Source organism: Bacillus kwashiorkori, assembly GCF_001375515.1.
GTDB lineage: Bacteria > Bacillota > Bacilli > Bacillales > Caldibacillaceae > Bacillus_BK > Bacillus_BK kwashiorkori.
In genome coordinates this window covers 484,402-502,893 of the sequence record NZ_CTDX01000015.1, presented here as the reverse complement: position 1 = coordinate 502,893, position 18,492 = coordinate 484,402, and the positions used below count along the sequence as shown (strand labels likewise).

The window sequence follows — 18,492 nt, the reverse complement described above, 5'->3', positions numbered from 1 at the left end:
CCTTTCCCTGTCTTTTTATTTTACAAAAAAATTTACAAAATATAAAATATAATTATCCATTATATAATTATAAGAGTAAAGGAAATGGATTTTTTCTAATATCCCCATTATAATAATAGTATGAAAGGAGTGCTGAAGTATGGCAGAACTAGATATTAAAGAACAAGTCCAAATTGTCTTAGATAAATTGCGTCCGTTTTTGCTTCGCGATGGTGGCGACTGTGAACTCGTTGATGTGGATGATGGTATTGTGAAGCTACGTCTCTTAGGTGCTTGTGGCACGTGCCCGAGCTCTACAATTACTTTAAAAGCAGGAATTGAGCGTGCCCTATTAGAAGAAGTTCCTGGTGTTGTTGAAGTAGAACAAGTGTTTTAATTTATTAATACGGTCTGTCAACCTCGCCTTTTCTTGCGGATCATTCCCCCGGCCAGGTGACAGACCTTTTTTCATATGTATGCAATTCTTATCAGATAGGACAACCATTTCCTGTCATACATTAACCTTGCACAAGGCACATTACATGTTAAGAACATTTAGCGGTTGCTTTCCATTGAGAATTAATTCGATATTTTGGCAGCATCGTTTCATCATTGCTAACCTCGTTTCGACTGAAGCACTGCCAATATGTGGTAATGCTACTACATTTTCAAGTTGCAATAACGGATGATCTAGGTCTATCGGCTCCTTCACAAATACATCTAATCCTGCTCCAGCAATTTCTCCATTTTTAAGTGCATCCACTAAGTCTTTTTCCACTGCCACTGCACCTCTAGAAGCATTAATGAAAAAAGCGGCATGCTTCATTTTCCTAAATGTCTCTTTATTGAACATTCCTTTTGTTTCCTCTGTTAAAGGGGTTAGACATACAACGAAGTCAGATTCACTAACTAAATCATTAAATGATTGATACGTTACGCCTAATGTTTGCTCCGCTTCTACTTTTCGATTACGATTATGATAGAGAACTTTCATATCAAACCCGAGAGCTCGTTTTGCGACAGCTTCACCGATTTTCCCCATTCCTACAATGCCAATTGTTTTATGATGAACATCTGCACCTGCCATAAATAAAGGGCTCCAACTTTTCCATTCCCCGCTTTTCACACAGTCGACTGCCTCAACTAATTTTCTAGCTGTCATAAGTATTAAGGAGAAAACAAGGTCAGCAGTCGTATCCGTTAATATGTCTGGTGTATTACATACGGCAACCCCTCGTTTTGTTGCTTCAATAACATCAATATTATCAAATCCGACCGCTAAATTTGCAATCACCTTTAAATTTTTTCCAACACTTAACAATTGTTGATCAACTTTATCCGATAACATCGTTAAGAGCGCATCTGCTTTACTTGCTTCTTCTAATAATACTTCTCTCGGAACAGGTAAATTTTCTGAGTTCCACATTTTCACTTCAGAAAATAGTCGAAATTGATCAACAATAGGTTCGGGTAATTTTCTTGTGATATAGACATACGGTTTTCTCAATACACTCACTCCTTTCCCCCATTATACCAAATGATAAAATTGAAAACGCAACTTTACTATAAGCTACTTTCTTAACCACTCAATTGGTGGAATTTGGTATGTTCTAGTAGGAATTTGAAGCTTTTCGAAAAATGTTGTTAAGAAGTACTCATATCCCTCACTATTTTCTAAAAAATATTTCAGTTTGTTTTTCAAAAAATGACTTCTTTCATTTGTACGATTAACCATGTATTCTTCCATGCATTCAAAATAATGGAGGGGAAATAATAAACGGGAAAATAATAAACGCAAAAAGTATGGTGATAAATTATAAACGGATTGGTAATTTTGAAAATACAATTGTAATTGATAGGTATATGTTTGAGGTTTTTCTAAATATAAATGGCGGCTCCATTCTGCTAAATCGCGTGAAGGGTGATCAAAAACCCACTCAAATGGATTTTTCCAAACAAAATGATTACTCCAAGTTTCTGGTCTAAAACGAATATGAGTAATCGTCCCTACGTCTTGTATAGATGGTTGAACGTCTTGTAAAGTATCAACATAAAACTGAATCGCGTTTTCTGTTAAGCCAGCATAATATGGAAAAGACTCGATAAACATTTTTTCAAACTCATTTTCTGGCTTTTGATAAACAAGCGACCGCCAAAAATTTTCGAGCTGTTCCAGTCTCGTTTCCCAATAGGTATTCCACTCTCCGTAGCGACTTAATTGATTGACTTGTGGAAACTCACTACCACGCATATGAAAGTAAGCTAACTTCTTGGCAGTATTTCGGTATGGTTCATTACGCCAGCTTGTTAACTTTACCAGTAAAAAATATTGTTCACGCCATTTTGAAATATAATATCCATCCTTTCTTTTGACATATCTCGGAATATATTTTTCACCTCTTTTATGTAAATACTTACTCATATAGTACCGTTCCACTATTTCGTCTTGCTCCTGTTCATGAACAGGAACGACAATATAAAGCAGACCATTACTATAAAAACATTGATAATTATCTATTGTTTTTGTTTCACTCATTTGAATTCCATAATTTTTATGAATGTAATCAATATCCAATTTTACTCTCCACCTTTTAGCTTTTTGTAAAATCTTATGTATTGGATTTAAATATATTTCTTTTTACTGCTCAAAAGAAGAAAATTAGTCACTATTGGGTTGACTTCACGGAGATTGTGTATGAAAATTAACACTATATGAATGTAGAAGGTGATAAATAATGGATCATTTTAAGACAGGAGAAAAAGCGAGAGCATGGCTCATAGAACGAGGAGTTACTGTGAATGATATTGCAGAACTAGTATATTTTCTACAAAAACAATATCATCCTAATTTGAAATTGGAAGACTGTGTAGAAAATGTAGAAGCAGTACTTAATAAACGGGAAGTACAAAACGCGATGCTGACAGGAATTCAAATGGATATTTTGGCAGAAAAAGGGTTATTAGAGGAACCGTTACAGACAATTATTAAAACAGATGAAGGATTATACGGTGTGGATGAAATCCTTGCATTTTCCATCGTAAATGTTTACGGCTCTATTGGATTTACTAATTATGGCTATATAGATAAATTAAAACCTGGGATTTTGAAATATTTAAATGATAAATCTTCAGGAAAATGTCATACATTTTTGGACGATATCGTTGGTGCTATTGCTGCTGCAGCATCTAGTCGATTGGCACATAACGCGGCAAAAAGTGAATAATAATTAGACAGTAAAAAGGTTGGTACATAGTTGCGAAATGTACCAACCTTTTCTAATGTAAGAGATGTTATTTCACTTTCCACTCGTCTAGCGATTGAATGATATGAGTAGGTTGCTTATCAATTTTTTGTAATTGTTCTACTGTCGTAACCCCAGTTAAGACTAGCAGTGTATCTATACCAGCATTCATTCCCGCAAGTATATCCGTATCGTAATTATCCCCGACCATTAACGTCTCTTCTTTTTTTGTTCCAAGCACTTTTAATGCTAAATCTGTAATAATATTCTCGGGTTTTCCGATTGTAACTGGTTTAGTAGCAGTTGAACAGCTCACTAAAGCTGCTAATGAACCACTTCCTGGCATAAAGCCTCTTTCTGTAGGCAAGGCAATATCTCCATTTGTAGATATAAATTTAGCCCCGTTTCGGATTGCTAAACATGCAATAGCAAATTTTTCATAAGTCACTTCCCTATCCAAACCAACGACTACATAGTCTGCATCTTCTTTTGCCATTTGAAACCCATATTCTTCTAAAGCGGCAAATAATCCTTCTTCTCCTATACAATAGATTTTTGCACCTTTTTGCAGGTTATATATGTAGTTTGCCGTTGCTAAACTGCTTGTGAATACTTGTTCGCTGTTAGCTGGTATGTCAAATTCATTTAGTTTGCTGGCAACTTGCTCTGGAGTTCGTGTAGAATTATTTGTTAAAAATAAATAGGGGATGTTCGCTTCTACTAAGCTTTTCACAAAATCGGATGCTGCTGCGATTTTCTCTGTACCGCGATACATCGTACCGTCTAAATCAATTAAATAACCTTTATATTGCTTCATTCAAACTCTCCTTCAACTACAAAAGACTACTTTTCTTCCCTTTTAAATGCTGTAACAGGTCCTATTTCGTTTATTAAATAATCACGAACATTTGGGATAAATTCATATAAAGCGTCTTTATTATAATCAACTGTTTGTAATATTGTTTCATGATTTACACTTATATAATCATGCACTAAGTTTTTACGCAAAGCAATAATATTTTTTAACTTGTTTGCGTTCGTGTGCGATATTACTTTTTCATCCTCAAGAATATCAATAATATCGTTATAACTACCTGGATCCCTCATTATAAATCCGTCAATCATTGCATTGCCGACATCTAACACTCCTTCGATAAGAGTGTGAACAACTCTTTCAAAAGCAAGTTTTTCCGTATTATTATGTAATTTTTTTAATGCATCAAACTCTTTTAATTTCACTTCCATAAATTGTAAAGTGTTCTCGATTTTCTTTCTGTCAACAAAATACATTCTGATCCACCTCGAGTAGAAATATTTTATCATGACTTGTCTTCTTTAATAATAACATAAAGTAAATAGACAAACAGCTCGGGATAAGCTAAAACAATAGCAACGATTGCTGGAGAATTCCTTGCTGTTATTTAAGAGGTGTGTTCTCATGCAAGAACGAATATTTTTATATGAATTTCAAGAAAATACAAACATAAGGTATGTTAGCTTTGTTGAGTCTTTACAGAGATTTGACCTCGCCATTATTCAAACGAAGCATTTTTTCGGTAAATTAATCGTGTTAGATTTGCAAGGAAATCGTTTTGCCGTAATTGGTCCTGATGATTTACAAGAAAAAGGTTATTTGGAAGAAGTGTTTCAATTGAGTAAAGAAGCGGGAACTGAGTTGTGTAATTTTCTACAAGAGATTATTTATTAATGAGGTGATGTAATGAAGAAAAATAAGGAAAACAATCGTATCCCTATAGAAGAGTTACCAGAAGGAGCCTACGGTATGCCGCAGTTTGATAAAAAGAGCGAGAAAAATAAAGACAAAAATAAGAAATAATTAAATAAGAATTGGAGCGTTACCAATATTAGCTTACAATCGTTTGGGACGCTCCAGTTTTTTGAATAAACACAACTATTTATCCACTTTTTTCAAGACGAAGTATGGACAGCCAAAATTACAGTATTCATATAAATACTCTGATAAGTAGCTTATTTTCATATCATGAGTAATTTTCGGCTTGTTGTCCTCATAAAACCCCTTCAATCTTAATTGACCGTATCCCCAATCACCAACAATGTAATCATACTTTACTAATATATCACTATAACGATCACGAATTGCTTGCTCATTATAGCCATTCCTTCGTTCTTCTAATAATTCGTAGCAGTTATTTTGTATGCAAAGCATGAATTACCACCTCTATTCTTTCTCAAGTCCTTGAATAAATTATATAAATAAAAACAGCTGTATTTCAATACATTCTTCCAAACAAACTATTTACCAATATTTATTATATATGTTTTTATTGGAAAGTCATAAAATAAAACAAGCAGATTGCTAAGGAGGTTTAACCATGCGCCAGCATTTTATCTACTTACTATGCTTTCTTTTCCTTTCCTCATCTCTCCCAATAGTACAAGTTAATGCAGCGGAAGAAAAGTCTAAAGAGAAAATTTATGAGGAACGGCTGGAAATATATAAACGAGTAGAAATGGTAACTCATATCCCATGGTATTATATTGCGGCAATTGATCAATACGAAAGAAATATTCGTTCCGTAAGAAATGATTTACGGAAACCGACTAGTTTATCAGGTATTCTTTTTACAGATGAAAAATGGGCAGGATATATTAATCCGAATCCTCTAGACGAAAACCCTAAAAGTATTCGTTTTTTTGGTGGGATTGGGTCAGATGGGAATGGAGACAACAAAGCTTCTAAAACTAATGATGAAGATGTGTTATTTTCTTTCGCTAATTACTTAACACAATACGGCACCGACCATTCAAGTATAAAAATTGGATTGTGGGATTATTATAAACGGGATAAAACTGTCAGCATTATTAATGGTTTTGCAAAACTGTATAAACAATACGGAACCATTAATCTAGATGAAAGAAGATTCCCACTACCGCTTAGGGCTAATTATACATACCGAAGTACATGGGGTGATGCAAGAGGATGGGGTGGCCGAAGAATTCATGAAGGAACAGATATTTTTGCAAGTTATGGAGTGAATGTTTATTCGACTTGTTACGGTGTCATTGAAATGAAAGGTTGGAATAAGTATGGCGGATGGCGAATTGGTATTCGGGATACAAACAACACTTACCACTATTTTGCCCACTTGAATGGATTTGCAAAAGATATTAAAGTTGGGGATATTGTGGAGCCTGGACAATTAATTGGTAGTGTAGGAAGTTCTGGCTATGGACCGCCTGGAACGGCTGGAAAGTTTCCACCACATCTTCACTTTGGTTTATATAAAGACAATGGTCGCACCGAATGGTCTTTTGATCCATATCCATATTTAAAGCGTTGGGAACGAGAAACGAAAAAAGGACAAAGAAAAAGGTAATCACACTCTCAAATAATTACAAAATTAGCATGCCGGACAAACTAATGCATGAGAAGTTCCATTCAATAAGGAGTTCGCTTTACAGAGAAAATGGGGCAGCTAATAAATGATTTCACAATCGACTTGCAATGGTACAAATAAATCAAGGCAAAGTATTGGCAGAAGCTCTATTTACTTACCAATACGGACATAACAGGGGCTCTCCGACCAAAAGATTCTAGGTACCAAGCTCAATGGATGGAAACTAGAAATTCGGATTCGGAGAGCCCCAAATCAGTTAGTTTTAATTAGATTTTGATTTAATTACTGCATGGATGATACTCGCGGCAAGACCACCCCAAATAACGACCACACCTATTACCATCATCACAATTGCACTTACATCCATCAGCTTGAAACCCCCTTATTATTAGATACTGGAATTTCTAAACTTTGCTTTTTCCATTTTAATCGAGAAATTAAGACACCAATTAATATTGCTCCCAATGCTACCGTCCAGCCGTAAGTAAATAAAAATTCACGCGGATATGGATTATCACTAAAATCATAATCACTAATTAAGTTTACTCGAAGCAAGTCAAACATCATATAACCGAGTACTATCGGTGTAATCGCCCCTAAACTAATTTTCCACCAAGCGCCAAGGCGAATATCCGAAATAGCATTAGCATGCTGCTGTAAAGGATTAAGCTGGCGCAGGAACCAAGCAATTAACACCACTTCAAACAGACCTGCTAAAGCAACACCAAACTGATTAATAAAGTAATCAACAACATCAAGGAAGTTAATACCACCTTGTGTCGCAAACATTAAAGATATAAGCGCAGCTAATCCACCACCAACTACTACCGCTTTTGCTCGACTTGTATTAAATTTCTCTTGAATCCCAGAAATATATGTCTCACTTATAGAAATTAACGACGATAATCCTGCAAAGGTTAAAGATAGGAAGAATAAAACCCCAAATACTTCATTCAAGAAGCCCATTTGATTAATTATTTCTGGAATAACAACGAAGGCTAGGCCAATTCCTCCTGCTACGACTTCATCAATAGGTTTACCAGCTGTAAATGCCATAAAACCTAAGGCGGCAAATATACCAAAACCTGCAAGCAACTCAAAGGATGAGTTTGCAAATCCAGTAATAAACGCATTATTCGTGATATCTGTTTTCTTCGGTAAGTAACTAGAATAAGTAATCATAATAGCAAAAGCAATAGATAAGCTGAAAAATATTTGCCCGTATGCTGCTACCCAAACTTTTCCATCCATTATTTTACTCCAATCGGGTTTAAAAAAGGCCTCCACCCCGTCTAAAGCTCCAGGTAAAAATAATGCACGAATACAAACAATTAAAAAGATAATCGCAAGGGTAGGAATAAAGATTTTATTAGCAATTTCAATTCCTTTTCGAACACCAGCAAACAATATTCCTAATGCCACAAGCCAAACTATCAGTAAAGGAATGAATACGCCAGGAACAAGACTGCCGAAATTACCAGCACTTTCTACTTTCAAATAACTATTAAAAAGAAACTCCTCTGTATTACTTCCCCACGAAAGCTTGACAGAAAACCAAGCATAGGAAATTGCCCAAGCAACAATGACAGCATAATATGTTGAAATTACAAAGGAAATTAATACTTGCCACCAACCTATCCACTCCGCACCTTTGCTCATTCTTGCAAAAGATAGTGGCGCAGAACCACGGTACTTATGACCGATCGTAAATTCCAAAATCAAAATCGGAATTCCTGCTGTTAATAAGGCAAACAAATAAGGTAAAAAGAATGCACCACCTCCATTTTCATATGCTACTGCTGGAAAACGCCAAATGTTACCTAAACCTACTGCCGAGCCAATTGCTGCTAAAATAAAACCTGCTCTCGTTCCCCATTGGGCACGATTTTCCATAAAGTTAACCTCCCTTTCAAATTTTTACCAAATTATTAGATAGATAGGAAACTTTCCTATTTTTCAATAATTCGGTATAATTAACACTAGTATATAGGCAAGAAACGGAAAAGTCAAAATTATTTTTAAATAATAAATACAACATTTAATTCCCTATGATTCTATGTTCTCTTTATTTTTACTGATATTATCTTATGAGTTTTTTCCCTACACTTTTAAAGAAACATTTTGTATCCATCAGTCCCTTTTCATCGATTTGCACTAGGACAAATAGGCATCTATATAGTATTTGAACGAATATTCTTTCATATCATCCTTTGATTAATTATTAAAAACAATAGGTGAAACAACGGTCATTGGTTTAAATTCATCGTATAATCATGCACAATAGTAATTTACTAATATAATATTTTCATATAATTACAGAGAAATAAAAAAACTATCCAATTAAAAAGCGTCTTCCTAAACAGCCCATCGATTGTGGGTGTTTGACTTCTAATTGGATAGCTAATCTTATGAAAAGATAATTAAATTGTTCTAGCTAAATATTTTTTATTCTATTTGCGATACGGTTTTTACATTTGTATTGACCGGTACGGATTTTGACCCAAAAATTAAAGAGAAAACTGTAATGATAAATAAAGAAACAATTAATCCAACCCAATAAAATCCAGTAAATCCGACTAATATATATCCTATACTTGCCGCTGTTGCTGCAATTAGCGCATATGGTAATTGCGTTATCACATGGTCCATATGATTACAACCAGCACCTGTAGCAGAAAGAATCGTCGTATCAGAAATAGGTGAGCAGTGGTCTCCGAAAACGGCACCTGCTAAAACAGCTGCTAATGCAGGTAATAAAAGCTCCACATCAGTGGAAGCAATAATAGAACCAGCGATTGGCAGTAATATTCCAAATGAGCCCCAGGAAGTTCCGGTTGAAAAAGCCATAATCCCTGCAACAAGAAACAGTATCACAGGTAACCAAGCAAGATTTAAATTAGAATTTGCAACAAGTGCAGCTAAATAATCTCCAGTCTGCAATTGACCTATTAAACTGGCAATTGTCCAAGCAAAAATTAATATATAAACCGCCGGCAGCATAGACTTTGCTCCTGCTATAACTCCTTTAAAAAACACTTTCCAAGTAATTTGGCTTGATTTAAAAGTATGATTTATAAATGTTCCAATAGTCGTTAATAAGCCCACTAAGCCACCAAGAACGAGTGACTTGGCAACATCAGTATTTTCAAAAATGGTTAAAATCGATGCCCCCGGACCTGCCGCTTCATACCCAGTCCATATCATAAATCCAACTGTCCCAACCATAAGCATAACAATTGGCCAAATTAGATCACTAACTCTTCCTTTTTCACTAACAGGTAATTCCTCTTTTAACTCACCAGGAATTGATTTACTAGCATCATATACTACTCCTGTCTGGGTTGCACGGCTTTCATGAATTTTCATTGGTCCAAGATCAATATTGCGCCATGCAACAAAAAACACTAATAAAAGTGAAGACCATACGTAGAAATTCATCGGAATCATTTGTATAAAAGCAGAGAATGCACTATATCCTGTAATTTGATGTTCTACTAAAATTTGTGCAATTAAAGCGATGATGACGGCTCCCCAACTAGAAACTGGAGATACAACACAAATTGGTGCCGATGTCGAATCGATAATATAAGCAAGTTTTGCTCGAGATACTTTCTGCCTATCGGTAATTGGTCTTGAAATTTGACCGACTGCTAATGCATTAAAATAGTCATCGATAAAAATAATAGTTCCCATCACTGCTGCAACAATTTGAGCACCAGTACGAGACTTTACTTTAGTAATCGCCCATTCACCGAAAGCTCTGCTACCTCCAGTAATAGATATAAAGGCAGTGATAACGCCGAGCATGATTAAAAATAAAATAATAAAGATATTCCAAGTGTTCAGTGCACCCTCATCAACAAAAATACCTTTTACAGAAAACCAAATATTTTGCAAAGTATTTAATAATACAGAAATGAAACCTTCTTTTGCATCAATCGCTAAAAATAATGCCGAAGTAAAAATACCTACACCTAATGAAAGTAAAACTCTCCTCGTTAAAATTACCATTAAAATTGCAAAGATTGGCGGTAAAATGGAATAAATTGAATTCACCATAGTTTTTTCCTCCTCCAGTTTTTTACTGGGGAAGCTGACTGACCGAAGAATGGTTACCTAGAAATAAAAAAAGAGTAACGATAGAGAAAACTATCATTACTCTTTGGTAACGTATTTTTCCTCCATCACGATCTGTAGCTCCCCATTATGAGATGTTGCACGTATTACTCATAATGACAGTGTCACTCTTGTTCAAAGCGACCCCAGTGAATATAAATGGGACAATTTATTATTCACTTCGGCAACATTTCCTTTCGTCTTCGATCATTGTTGTCATCCTCACGAAGACTACTCATAAATATTGCGGCCTCTACCCCATCGGATTGATGATGTTGAGAGATTAATATTTAATTATCTATTAATATAACAGAACTTTCTCCTCATAGCAACATTCCATTTCAAAAAAAACGCCTAATTTTAAGAAACATTCTTAACCTCCATCCTTTTCCTCTACATCTTCTGGTTGGATTTGAATAGAAGGGGCTAAACCACCATTACTGCTATAAAATTGTGGAACTTTTCCTTTAATTTCTCCTGCTGCTAATAAAATATTTTGCTCCACTACTTTAAGTTCAGTGAGAAACGGTACAACTATTTGTATGCCTACCTTCATATGCAGACGTATTTCATACCAAGTACTATTTATATCGTGATGCTCTCTAACCGTTTTAATATCATACTCCACATCACCAATTGCATGAAATTTTACCGGGATATCTGGTCCTAGACTGCCTAGAAGCACATTATCAGTAATTCTACCGAATGGTACTTTAAAGTGAATTCCCTCCCCATGTTTAGCATGAACTTCATTAATATCTCCATCCGTTATTATAGTTGTGGAATATACATGACCTTCTTCAACAGCATTAATATTTTTTAAAATATTGTTAGTAATATCTTTTGAAACACGGAGAATTTTATCCGTATCGAAAACTGTTACCGTATTTCCTTCTACAGGTATAATTTTGATCATCTCGTCTAAGCTTAACCCGTTACCTACCTCTTCTTCGATTGCTTTATTTATAACATAAGTAGCTAAGTTAACTGACTGAGATTCTGCATATGCAGTCAATGGTGGCTTAATTGCAATATTAACGATTGCTAACCCAATAGTGGAAGATAAAATAAAAAATACAATGGACAGTAATAGAACGTAGCGAAAGGGCAAAGGCTTCCCAGTGCGAAAGTTCCTCTTACGAAATCTTGCCAAAAAAAATCCCCCCCTTACAAGCTATATGTATGCTTGCAACGGAGGTTTTAGCTTATTTTTTTGTTATTCAACAACAATAATATCATCGACCAGTGAAAATATGACTCGCATTATCAAAGAGATGCAATTCATATTTTGACAAAGTTTCTCGAGTTAGTCTCTGCCTAATTTTTTGCGCCGAGAATGAATACCTATTTTGCATGTTAGCAGGGTATTATATTTTTACATTAGTAAAAGAGCTTCCTTACCAATCATCCCTTTATGAATCCCAAGAGTTTCAGCTTCAACCGTAACAGATTCCAACGGTGCATTAACCAATTCTTCAATGGTTCTAACACCAACGGCTCTTCCAGCAATAACTTTACGGTTAGCTAGCTTTTCATTAAGTAAGGCCACATCTAATGCCCCACACATAATATACCCATTGTCATTCATCACTGCTAATAAATTAGTTTTCGGTAATTGAACAGAAACTGCAATAAATGTTTTGCCCTCGATTGTTAAAGGCTTGACTTCAACCATTTATTTTCGCCCCTTTCGTTAATAATTTATGTAGAAAAGGGGAATTGGTGAAAATCACTTGTATGGAGAACTAGGACATGGGTAGTCAATCCGTAACTTCCATTTTAATATGTCTCGAATAAACTCTGGTAGAAAAAAATTTTTTTCCTTCCTAATTAGGGAAGGGTAAAATTTTGCAAAGGCAAACATATCAATGGTGGCAACAGTATATAATTCATCCATTATTAATGGTTCACCCTTTATATAAATTTGAATAGCAGCGCCTTCTCCGGTAAACGTTAAGTTATCATAAATAATTTTTCCAAACACTTTACCCCGAAAACCGAACCCTTTTAATTCTAGTGTCGTATATTTATCTTCCAAAGTCTGTAAAATTACTTCTTTTAATTCAGAGCCTTGCAGTTTTATCGTACAAGGATTTATTGGATGTGGACAAATTTGGTGTATATCATACTCTGTCACTATACCTTGCTGCAGATCATCAATCAAAATGCCAGCATTAATAAAAGAACAATCTGCATCACACCATTCTGTCAGTGCCCTGCATAGCAAATTATTAAATTCCGTTTCTTGAAACCAATTCGTTTCCAACCTTTTCGGTAAAAAAGCAACTGGCTGAGATAAAAGTTTCCTTCCTCTTTCTTCCAATTCACTATTATATTGTTCCTCGCCACTTGTTTCTGGCAGTTCTTTCGTATCAATTAACGAAGCATGTTTTTCTGTTAGTTTTCGTGACTTTTTATCAAATAGCAGTTCTACTTTGCCTAAATAAAAACCAAATTTCCCTGTACAGCAAAGCAGACTATTATTGACAATTTTTCCGTTTGGCAATAGATGATGTGTATGACCACCTAAAATGACATCGACATAAGGAAATTCATTCGCTATTCGTTCATCGTCTGTTAAACCTAAATGTGATAATACGATTAAAATATCGACTTGCTCACGAATTACTGGTAGCCAAGTTGCCAACTCTTCAAAAGGATCAGTTATTTTCCAATCCAACGGTTCATAAAAACTTGTATAGTTGATCGTAACACCTGTTACTCCAACTTTTACCCCGGAATTCGTTTGAAATACTTGATACGGTTTCAGCCAATTAGGACGATTACCATTCAATTTATATAAGTTTAATAATACACAATCAAAAGTTGCCTCTTTATACAAAGTATCTAAATGTTCGTGAGCTAATGTAATTCCTTCATTATTTCCAATCGTAACAGCATTATAGCCGCTCTTATTCATTAGTTGAATATTCCCTTGACCTAATGTTGCCTCGGTGAACGGATGAAACCGATCAACATGATCACCTATATCAAATAAAAACATCGATCTCCCTTCATTTTCTATTTCATTTCTTTCCCGTATCAATGATTGCTCGATTCTTGGCCAATATTTAAAATGGCTATGCAAATCATTCGTATGATAAATTACAATTTTTTCAAACATGTAAGCCCCTCTTTTTACAACTAGAGATATTTTTTATAAATCATTATATTCATGATAGACAAATCAAACTATCCATGATTGTGACAAATACAAACTAAAAACCTTCGTTACTTTTCAAAAACCAACATCGTACTTCAATACACCTTATATATATAATAAAACACCCACCTATATTAGGCGAGTGTTTCATACGGATATGTTATGATGGAATTTTTAACTGAAAGATATATATTGGAAATTAACCAATACTGCCTTCCATTTCGAACTTAATCAACCTATTCATCTCAACAGCATATTCCATTGGTAGTTCTTTTGTAAATGGCTCGATAAAGCCCATTACAATCATCTCTGTAGCCTCTTCTTCAGAGATTCCTCTGCTCATCAAGTAGAATAATTGTTCTTCAGAAACTTTTGATACTTTTGCTTCATGTTCAAGCGAAATATTATCATTAAATATTTCATTATAAGGAATGGTATCTGAAGTTGATTTATTATCCAAAATTAAAGTATCACATTCGATATTTGCTCTTGCACCATCCGCTTTACGACCGAAATGAACGATTCCACGGTAGGTTACCTTTCCACCATGTCTCGACATCGATTTCGACACGATTGTTGAAGAAGTATTTGGTGCTAAATGATACATTTTCGCTCCTGCATCTTGATGCTGTCCTTTGCCCGCAAAGGCAATAGATAGGGTCATTCCTCGAGCACCTTCACCTTTAAGAATGACAGCTGGATATTTCATTGTTAGCTTTGAACCGATATTCCCGTCAATCCACTCCATTGTCGCATTTTCTTCACAAACTGCGCGTTTTGTTACGAGGTTATAAACGTTATTAGCCCAGTTTTGAATAGTCGTATAACGGCAGTATGCGTCTTTTTTAATGATAATTTCCACTACGGCACTATGAAGGGAATTAGTTGTATATACAGGTGCCGTACATCCTTCCACATAATGCACATGAGCACCTTCATCAACAATAATTAATGTCCGTTCAAATTGACCCATATTTTCAGAGTTAATCCGGAAATATGCTTGGAGAGGTGTTTCCACTTTTACACCAGGTGGCACATAAATAAAGGAACCTCCAGACCAAACAGCAGAGTTTAAAGCAGCAAATTTATTATCGGTTGGTGGCACAACTGTAGCCCAATATTTTTTAAATATATCTTCATTTTCTTGTAGCGCTGAATCCGTATCTTTAAAAACAATTCCTTGTTTCTCAAGATCTTCTTTCATATTATGATAAACTACTTCCGATTCATATTGCGCAGATACCCCTGCTAAATATTTTTGTTCCGCCTCTGGAATCCCTAGTTTATCAAACGTACGCTTGATTTCTTCCGGTACTTCATCCCAAGTACGACCCGTTCTTTCGGAAGGTTTTACATAGTAAGTAATTTCATCGAAGTTTAGTCCGGCAAGATCGCCACCCCACTGCGGCATTGGTTTACTATAGAAAATATCAAGAGATTTCAAACGAAAGTCAAGCATCCATTGTGGCTCATTTTTCATTTTTGAGATTTCCTCAACGATTTCTTTCGTTAAGCCACGTTCAGAACGGAAAACAGAAACGTCCTTATCGCGAAAACCATATTTATAATCGCCAATATCAGGCATTTTTTTCGCCATCATTCATTCCTCCACTTCTATACATTTTAAAACAGATGATTACTCCTCATGTTGATGGATTCCCTTTTCCATTGCCTTCCATGCTAGTGTCGCACATTTTATTCGCGCAGGAAATTGGGAAACACCTTGGAGAGCTTCTATATCACCTAAATCGAGATTATCTTCATAGTCATTCCCTTGAATCATTTCCGAAAATATATGGGAGAGTTTCAAGGCTGTTTCGACATCTTTTCCTTTAATCAGTTGCGTCATCATCGAGGCGGAGGCCATAGAAATAGAACAACCTTCCCCTTCAAATTTCACATCCGAAACTTTATCACCCTCGAGATTCATCGTCAGACGAATTCGATCACCACAAGTTGGGTTATTCATGTCAATGGTTAAATCGCTATTATCTAAAACTCCTTTATTACGTGGTTTTTTATAGTGATCCATTATCACTTGTCGGTATAGCGAATCTAAATTATTAAAAGACATTTTCAAAAAACTCCTTCGCTTTCAAGAGTCCCTCTGCTAACCGGTCTACATCCCCTTTAGTGTTATATAAATAAAAGCTTGCACGAGCTGTTGCAGTAACCTCCAACCACTTCATGAGCGGCTGAGCACAATGGTGACCTGCCCGAACTGCGACACCTTCCATATCTAGAACTGTTGCCACATCATGTGGATGTACTCCATTTATATTAAATGTTAAAACACCGGCACGCTTTTCTGAATTAGCTGGTCCATAAATGGTAATACCGTCTATTTCACTGAGCTGTTGCATAGCATAGCCAACTAAATCATGTTCATGTGCTTTCACATTATCTAAGCCGACTTCTTCCAGGAAATCGATCGCTTTACCTAAGCCGATTGCACCAGCTATAATAGGTGTTCCAGCTTCAAATTTCCACGGTAATTCCTTCCATGTCGATTCATACAAGCCAACAAAGTCAATCATTTCCCCACCAAATTCTACTGGCTCCATCTTTTCTAATAGATGTTTTTTTCCATATAAAACGCCAATTCCAGTAGGCGCGCACATTTTGTGGCCTGAGAACGCATAAAAGTCACAGTTTAACTCTTGTACATCAATTTTCATATGTGGTGCACTTTGCGCCCCGTCTACCACGACAATTGCTCCATTTTTATGGGCGATTTCTGCAATTTCTTTAATTGGATTTATCGTCCCTAACACATTAGAAACATGTGTAATTGCAACAATTTTCGTTTTGGTTGTAATTGTCTTCTGCACATCTTCTAGTGTTAAAGTTCCATCGCTTTGTAGAGGAATATACTTTAATGTCGCTCCTGTAACTTTCGCAACTTGCTGCCAAGGAATGATGTTACTATGATGTTCCATGAAAGTTAAAACAATTTCGTCGCCATGTTTTAACTGCTCACGCCCATAACTTTGTGCGACTATATTTAATGCGGCAGTAGTTCCTTTTGTAAAAATTACTTCTTCTAAAGAGTTAGCATTAATAAATTTCCGTACCTTTTCCCTTGACTTTTCATAAGCATCAGTCGCTTTCGTTCCTAACGTATGAACCCCACGATGAACATTTGAATTATATTCACGATAATAGTCATTAATGGCATTAATAACCGTTAAAGGTTTTTGGGAAGTTGCCGCACTATCTAAATAAACTAGTGGCTTACCGTTAATTTCTTGATTTAATATTGGGAACAAGCTTCGGATGCGTTCTACTTCCATTATTTTACTTTCCTTTCAATTACTTCAATTAGCTGTTTTTTAACTCCTTCAATCGGTAATTGATCAACAACTGGAGCAAGGAATCCGTGAATAATTAATCGCTCTGCATCACTTCGAGTAATTCCTCTACTCATTAAATAATACAATTGGATTGGATCGACACGACCAACAGACGCAGCATGCCCTGCCATTACATCATCTTCATCGATTAATAAAATTGGATTTGCATCACCACGTGCTTTTTCACTTAACATTAGAACACGTGATTCTTGCTGTGCATTAGACTTCATTGCACCATGTTCGATCTTACCAATCCCGTTAAATACAGAAGAAGCTTTATCCTTCATCACTCCATGACTTAAAATATGTCCTTCTGTATGTTTACCATAATGAACGACCGCAGTTGTAAAGTTTTGAGTTTGCTCACCACGCCCTACAACAACCGTCTTCATTTCACCGGTAGACCCATCACCAATCAAATTAGTAATATTATCAGAAATAGTATTCCCATCGTTCATTAAGCCAAGTGCCCAATCGATTTTAGCATCCCTTGACGTAATGCCTCGACGATTGACATAAGTTGTAATGCCTTTTGCTAAAGTATCTACCGCTCCAAAATTCACATTAGCATTCTCATTAGCAAATACTTCAGCAATAATATTAACAATTGCATTTGCTTCATTATTTAAAGATACATAGTTTTCAACATACGTGACAGAACTATTGTCATCAGCAACGATTAGTACGTGGTTAATTAACGGTGCATCTTCATGATCGTGAACAAAGATTGCTTGAATTGGTTCTTCCACGACAACATTTTTCGGAACATATAGAAATGCTCCTCCATTAACAAATGCAGCATGAAATGCAGTCAAGCGATGTTCACTTATTTTCACATCATCTTTCATAAAATATTTTTGGACTAACTCGCCGTGTTCTTTAACTGCAGTAAATATGTCAGTAAATATTACACCTTTTTCTTTTAACTCATTAGAAACATGTAAATACGCTGCTGTTTGATTGTATTGAATAAAAAGGTTTTGATTTTCATTGTCTACATTCACTAAGTTTTTTACTTTCTCTGGAAGTTGGTTTAAATCCAAAATCTTCTCATTTACAACGGTATGTGTATGGAAATTAGTTAAGTTCCATTTATCAATTTTTGTTTTATCAGGTTTTGGCATCGGCAAACTTTGTGCTTCTTTATACGCTGTTTGACGTATTGCTTGAAACCAATCAGGCTCTCCATTTTCTAAAGAGTACTTTTCGAGATACCTATCATCTAAAGAATACTGTGTTTGTGTGCTCATTTTAATCCT

19 protein-coding genes and 1 riboswitch are annotated in these 18,492 nt (G+C 35.5%); of the genes, 4 read left to right on the top strand and 15 right to left on the bottom strand.

All coding sequences use genetic code 11. The annotated features are described in order from the left end of the window. Positions 1–139 precede the first annotated feature (139 nt). Entirely contained in the window at positions 140–376 is a 237-nt protein-coding gene (locus BN1242_RS09075) for a NifU family protein (protein WP_062354641.1), read from the top strand. Between the two features lie 141 nt (positions 377–517). On the opposite strand, the gene BN1242_RS09070 is transcribed toward BN1242_RS09075, so the two are convergent. Beyond that, positions 518–1,486 carry a 2-hydroxyacid dehydrogenase gene (locus BN1242_RS09070; RefSeq protein ID WP_062354638.1) on the bottom strand — a complete coding sequence of 323 codons (969 nt, stop codon included), beginning with the start codon at positions 1,484–1,486 and terminating at the stop codon, positions 518–520. A gap of 63 nt (positions 1,487–1,549) precedes the next feature. Further along, complete coding sequence (yutH, locus tag BN1242_RS09065; protein WP_062354634.1) at positions 1,550–2,554, bottom strand: spore coat putative kinase YutH; 1,005 nt, start codon at positions 2,552–2,554, stop codon at positions 1,550–1,552. Between the two features lie 160 nt (positions 2,555–2,714). Here yutH and BN1242_RS09060 point away from each other — a divergent pair, with 160 nt between their 5' ends. Beyond that, positions 2,715–3,203 (top strand): phosphatidylglycerophosphatase A family protein, encoded by a 489-nt coding sequence (locus tag BN1242_RS09060; RefSeq protein ID WP_062354630.1) that lies wholly within the window; start codon positions 2,715–2,717, stop codon positions 3,201–3,203. 67 nt (positions 3,204–3,270) lie between these two features. Here the strand turns inward: BN1242_RS09060 and BN1242_RS09055 are convergent, their stop codons facing one another. After that, positions 3,271–4,038, bottom strand: a complete 768-nt coding sequence (locus BN1242_RS09055; protein ID WP_062354627.1) for a TIGR01457 family HAD-type hydrolase — start codon at positions 4,036–4,038, stop codon at positions 3,271–3,273. A 26-nt stretch (positions 4,039–4,064) separates the two neighbouring features. Further along, positions 4,065–4,511 carry a DUF86 domain-containing protein gene (locus BN1242_RS09050; RefSeq protein WP_062354623.1) on the bottom strand — a complete coding sequence of 149 codons (447 nt, stop codon included), beginning with the start codon at positions 4,509–4,511 and terminating at the stop codon, positions 4,065–4,067. Between the two features lie 148 nt (positions 4,512–4,659). Between BN1242_RS09050 and BN1242_RS09045 the strand changes: the two genes are divergently transcribed. Then, a complete protein-coding gene (locus BN1242_RS09045; protein WP_062354620.1) occupies positions 4,660–4,929 on the top strand; it encodes a DUF3055 domain-containing protein in 270 nt (89 codons plus the stop codon). 204 nt (positions 4,930–5,133) lie between these two features. Here BN1242_RS09045 and BN1242_RS09040 read toward each other — a convergent pair whose 3' ends face one another. Further along, the gene (locus tag BN1242_RS09040; RefSeq protein ID WP_062354617.1) at positions 5,134–5,409 is read right to left on the bottom strand and encodes a YutD family protein; all 276 of its coding nucleotides are present in this window, start codon (positions 5,407–5,409) and stop codon (positions 5,134–5,136) included. A 166-nt stretch (positions 5,410–5,575) separates the two neighbouring features. Between BN1242_RS09040 and BN1242_RS09035 the strand changes: the two genes are divergently transcribed. Then, positions 5,576–6,580: a M23 family metallopeptidase gene (locus BN1242_RS09035; protein WP_062354614.1), complete on the top strand. Its 1,005-nt coding sequence runs from the start codon at positions 5,576–5,578 to the stop codon at positions 6,578–6,580. 283 nt (positions 6,581–6,863) lie between these two features. On the opposite strand, the gene BN1242_RS13235 is transcribed toward BN1242_RS09035, so the two are convergent. From BN1242_RS13235 to sufD, 10 genes are all read right to left on the bottom strand, one after another. Continuing rightward, a complete protein-coding gene (locus BN1242_RS13235; RefSeq protein WP_072136181.1) occupies positions 6,864–6,968 on the bottom strand; it encodes a methionine/alanine import family NSS transporter small subunit in 105 nt (34 codons plus the stop codon). After that, the gene (locus BN1242_RS09030; RefSeq protein ID WP_062354610.1) at positions 6,968–8,494 is read right to left on the bottom strand and encodes a sodium-dependent transporter; all 1,527 of its coding nucleotides are present in this window, start codon (positions 8,492–8,494) and stop codon (positions 6,968–6,970) included. The genes BN1242_RS13235 and BN1242_RS09030 overlap by 1 nt, the downstream gene beginning before the upstream one ends. Before the next feature lie 552 nt (positions 8,495–9,046). Beyond that, on the bottom strand, positions 9,047–10,660 hold the full coding sequence (locus BN1242_RS09025) for a Na+/H+ antiporter NhaC family protein (protein WP_062354607.1): 1,614 nt from the start codon (positions 10,658–10,660) through the stop codon (positions 9,047–9,049). Between the two features lie 127 nt (positions 10,661–10,787). Then, a riboswitch (Lysine riboswitch) is annotated at positions 10,788–10,981 on the bottom strand. A gap of 109 nt (positions 10,982–11,090) precedes the next feature. Then, positions 11,091–11,870 (bottom strand): sporulation protein YunB, encoded by a 780-nt coding sequence (gene yunB, locus BN1242_RS09020; protein WP_062354605.1) that lies wholly within the window; start codon positions 11,868–11,870, stop codon positions 11,091–11,093. A 222-nt stretch (positions 11,871–12,092) separates the two neighbouring features. Beyond that, complete coding sequence (locus BN1242_RS09015) at positions 12,093–12,392, bottom strand: YunC family protein (RefSeq protein WP_062354600.1); 300 nt, start codon at positions 12,390–12,392, stop codon at positions 12,093–12,095. A gap of 54 nt (positions 12,393–12,446) precedes the next feature. Next, positions 12,447–13,841, bottom strand: coding sequence for a bifunctional metallophosphatase/5'-nucleotidase (locus tag BN1242_RS09010; protein ID WP_062354597.1), 1,395 nt, complete (start codon positions 13,839–13,841; stop codon positions 12,447–12,449). Between the two features lie 238 nt (positions 13,842–14,079). Further along, positions 14,080–15,477: a Fe-S cluster assembly protein SufB gene (sufB, locus tag BN1242_RS09005; protein WP_062354592.1), complete on the bottom strand. Its 1,398-nt coding sequence runs from the start codon at positions 15,475–15,477 to the stop codon at positions 14,080–14,082. 39 nt (positions 15,478–15,516) lie between these two features. Then, positions 15,517–15,954, bottom strand: coding sequence for a Fe-S cluster assembly sulfur transfer protein SufU (gene sufU, locus BN1242_RS09000; RefSeq protein ID WP_062354589.1), 438 nt, complete (start codon positions 15,952–15,954; stop codon positions 15,517–15,519). Beyond that, entirely contained in the window at positions 15,944–17,173 is a 1,230-nt protein-coding gene (locus BN1242_RS08995) for a cysteine desulfurase (RefSeq protein ID WP_062354586.1), read from the bottom strand. Before BN1242_RS08995 ends, sufU begins: the two co-directional genes overlap by 11 nt. Next, positions 17,173–18,483 (bottom strand): Fe-S cluster assembly protein SufD, encoded by a 1,311-nt coding sequence (gene sufD, locus BN1242_RS08990; protein ID WP_062354582.1) that lies wholly within the window; start codon positions 18,481–18,483, stop codon positions 17,173–17,175. The genes BN1242_RS08995 and sufD overlap by 1 nt, the downstream gene beginning before the upstream one ends. Positions 18,484–18,492: the final 9 nt, after the last annotated feature.

Excerpts from the sequence above, each read along its gene's own strand:
- BN1242_RS09075 (WP_062354641.1), top strand. The coding sequence starts at position 140 with ATGGCAGAACTAGATATTAAAGAACAAGTCCAAATTGTCTTAGATAAA.
- BN1242_RS09060 (WP_062354630.1), top strand. The coding sequence starts at position 2,715 with ATGGATCATTTTAAGACAGGAGAAAAAGCGAGAGCATGGCTCATAGAA.
- BN1242_RS09055 (WP_062354627.1), bottom strand. The coding sequence starts at position 4,038 with ATGAAGCAATATAAAGGTTATTTAATTGATTTAGACGGTACGATGTAT.
- BN1242_RS09050 (WP_062354623.1), bottom strand. The coding sequence starts at position 4,511 with ATGTATTTTGTTGACAGAAAGAAAATCGAGAACACTTTACAATTTATG.
- BN1242_RS09045 (WP_062354620.1), top strand. The coding sequence starts at position 4,660 with ATGCAAGAACGAATATTTTTATATGAATTTCAAGAAAATACAAACATA.
- BN1242_RS09040 (WP_062354617.1), bottom strand. The coding sequence starts at position 5,409 with ATGCTTTGCATACAAAATAACTGCTACGAATTATTAGAAGAACGAAGG.
- BN1242_RS09035 (WP_062354614.1), top strand. The coding sequence starts at position 5,576 with ATGCGCCAGCATTTTATCTACTTACTATGCTTTCTTTTCCTTTCCTCA.
- BN1242_RS13235 (WP_072136181.1), bottom strand. The coding sequence starts at position 6,968 with ATGGATGTAAGTGCAATTGTGATGATGGTAATAGGTGTGGTCGTTATT.
- BN1242_RS09030 (WP_062354610.1), bottom strand. The coding sequence starts at position 8,494 with ATGGAAAATCGTGCCCAATGGGGAACGAGAGCAGGTTTTATTTTAGCA.
- BN1242_RS09025 (WP_062354607.1), bottom strand. The coding sequence starts at position 10,660 with ATGGTGAATTCAATTTATTCCATTTTACCGCCAATCTTTGCAATTTTA.
- BN1242_RS09015 (WP_062354600.1), bottom strand. The coding sequence starts at position 12,392 with ATGGTTGAAGTCAAGCCTTTAACAATCGAGGGCAAAACATTTATTGCA.
- BN1242_RS09010 (WP_062354597.1), bottom strand. The coding sequence starts at position 13,841 with ATGTTTGAAAAAATTGTAATTTATCATACGAATGATTTGCATAGCCAT.
- sufB (WP_062354592.1), bottom strand. The coding sequence starts at position 15,477 with ATGGCGAAAAAAATGCCTGATATTGGCGATTATAAATATGGTTTTCGC.
- sufU (WP_062354589.1), bottom strand. The coding sequence starts at position 15,954 with ATGTCTTTTAATAATTTAGATTCGCTATACCGACAAGTGATAATGGAT.
- BN1242_RS08995 (WP_062354586.1), bottom strand. The coding sequence starts at position 17,173 with ATGGAAGTAGAACGCATCCGAAGCTTGTTCCCAATATTAAATCAAGAA.
- sufD (WP_062354582.1), bottom strand. The coding sequence starts at position 18,483 with ATGAGCACACAAACACAGTATTCTTTAGATGATAGGTATCTCGAAAAG.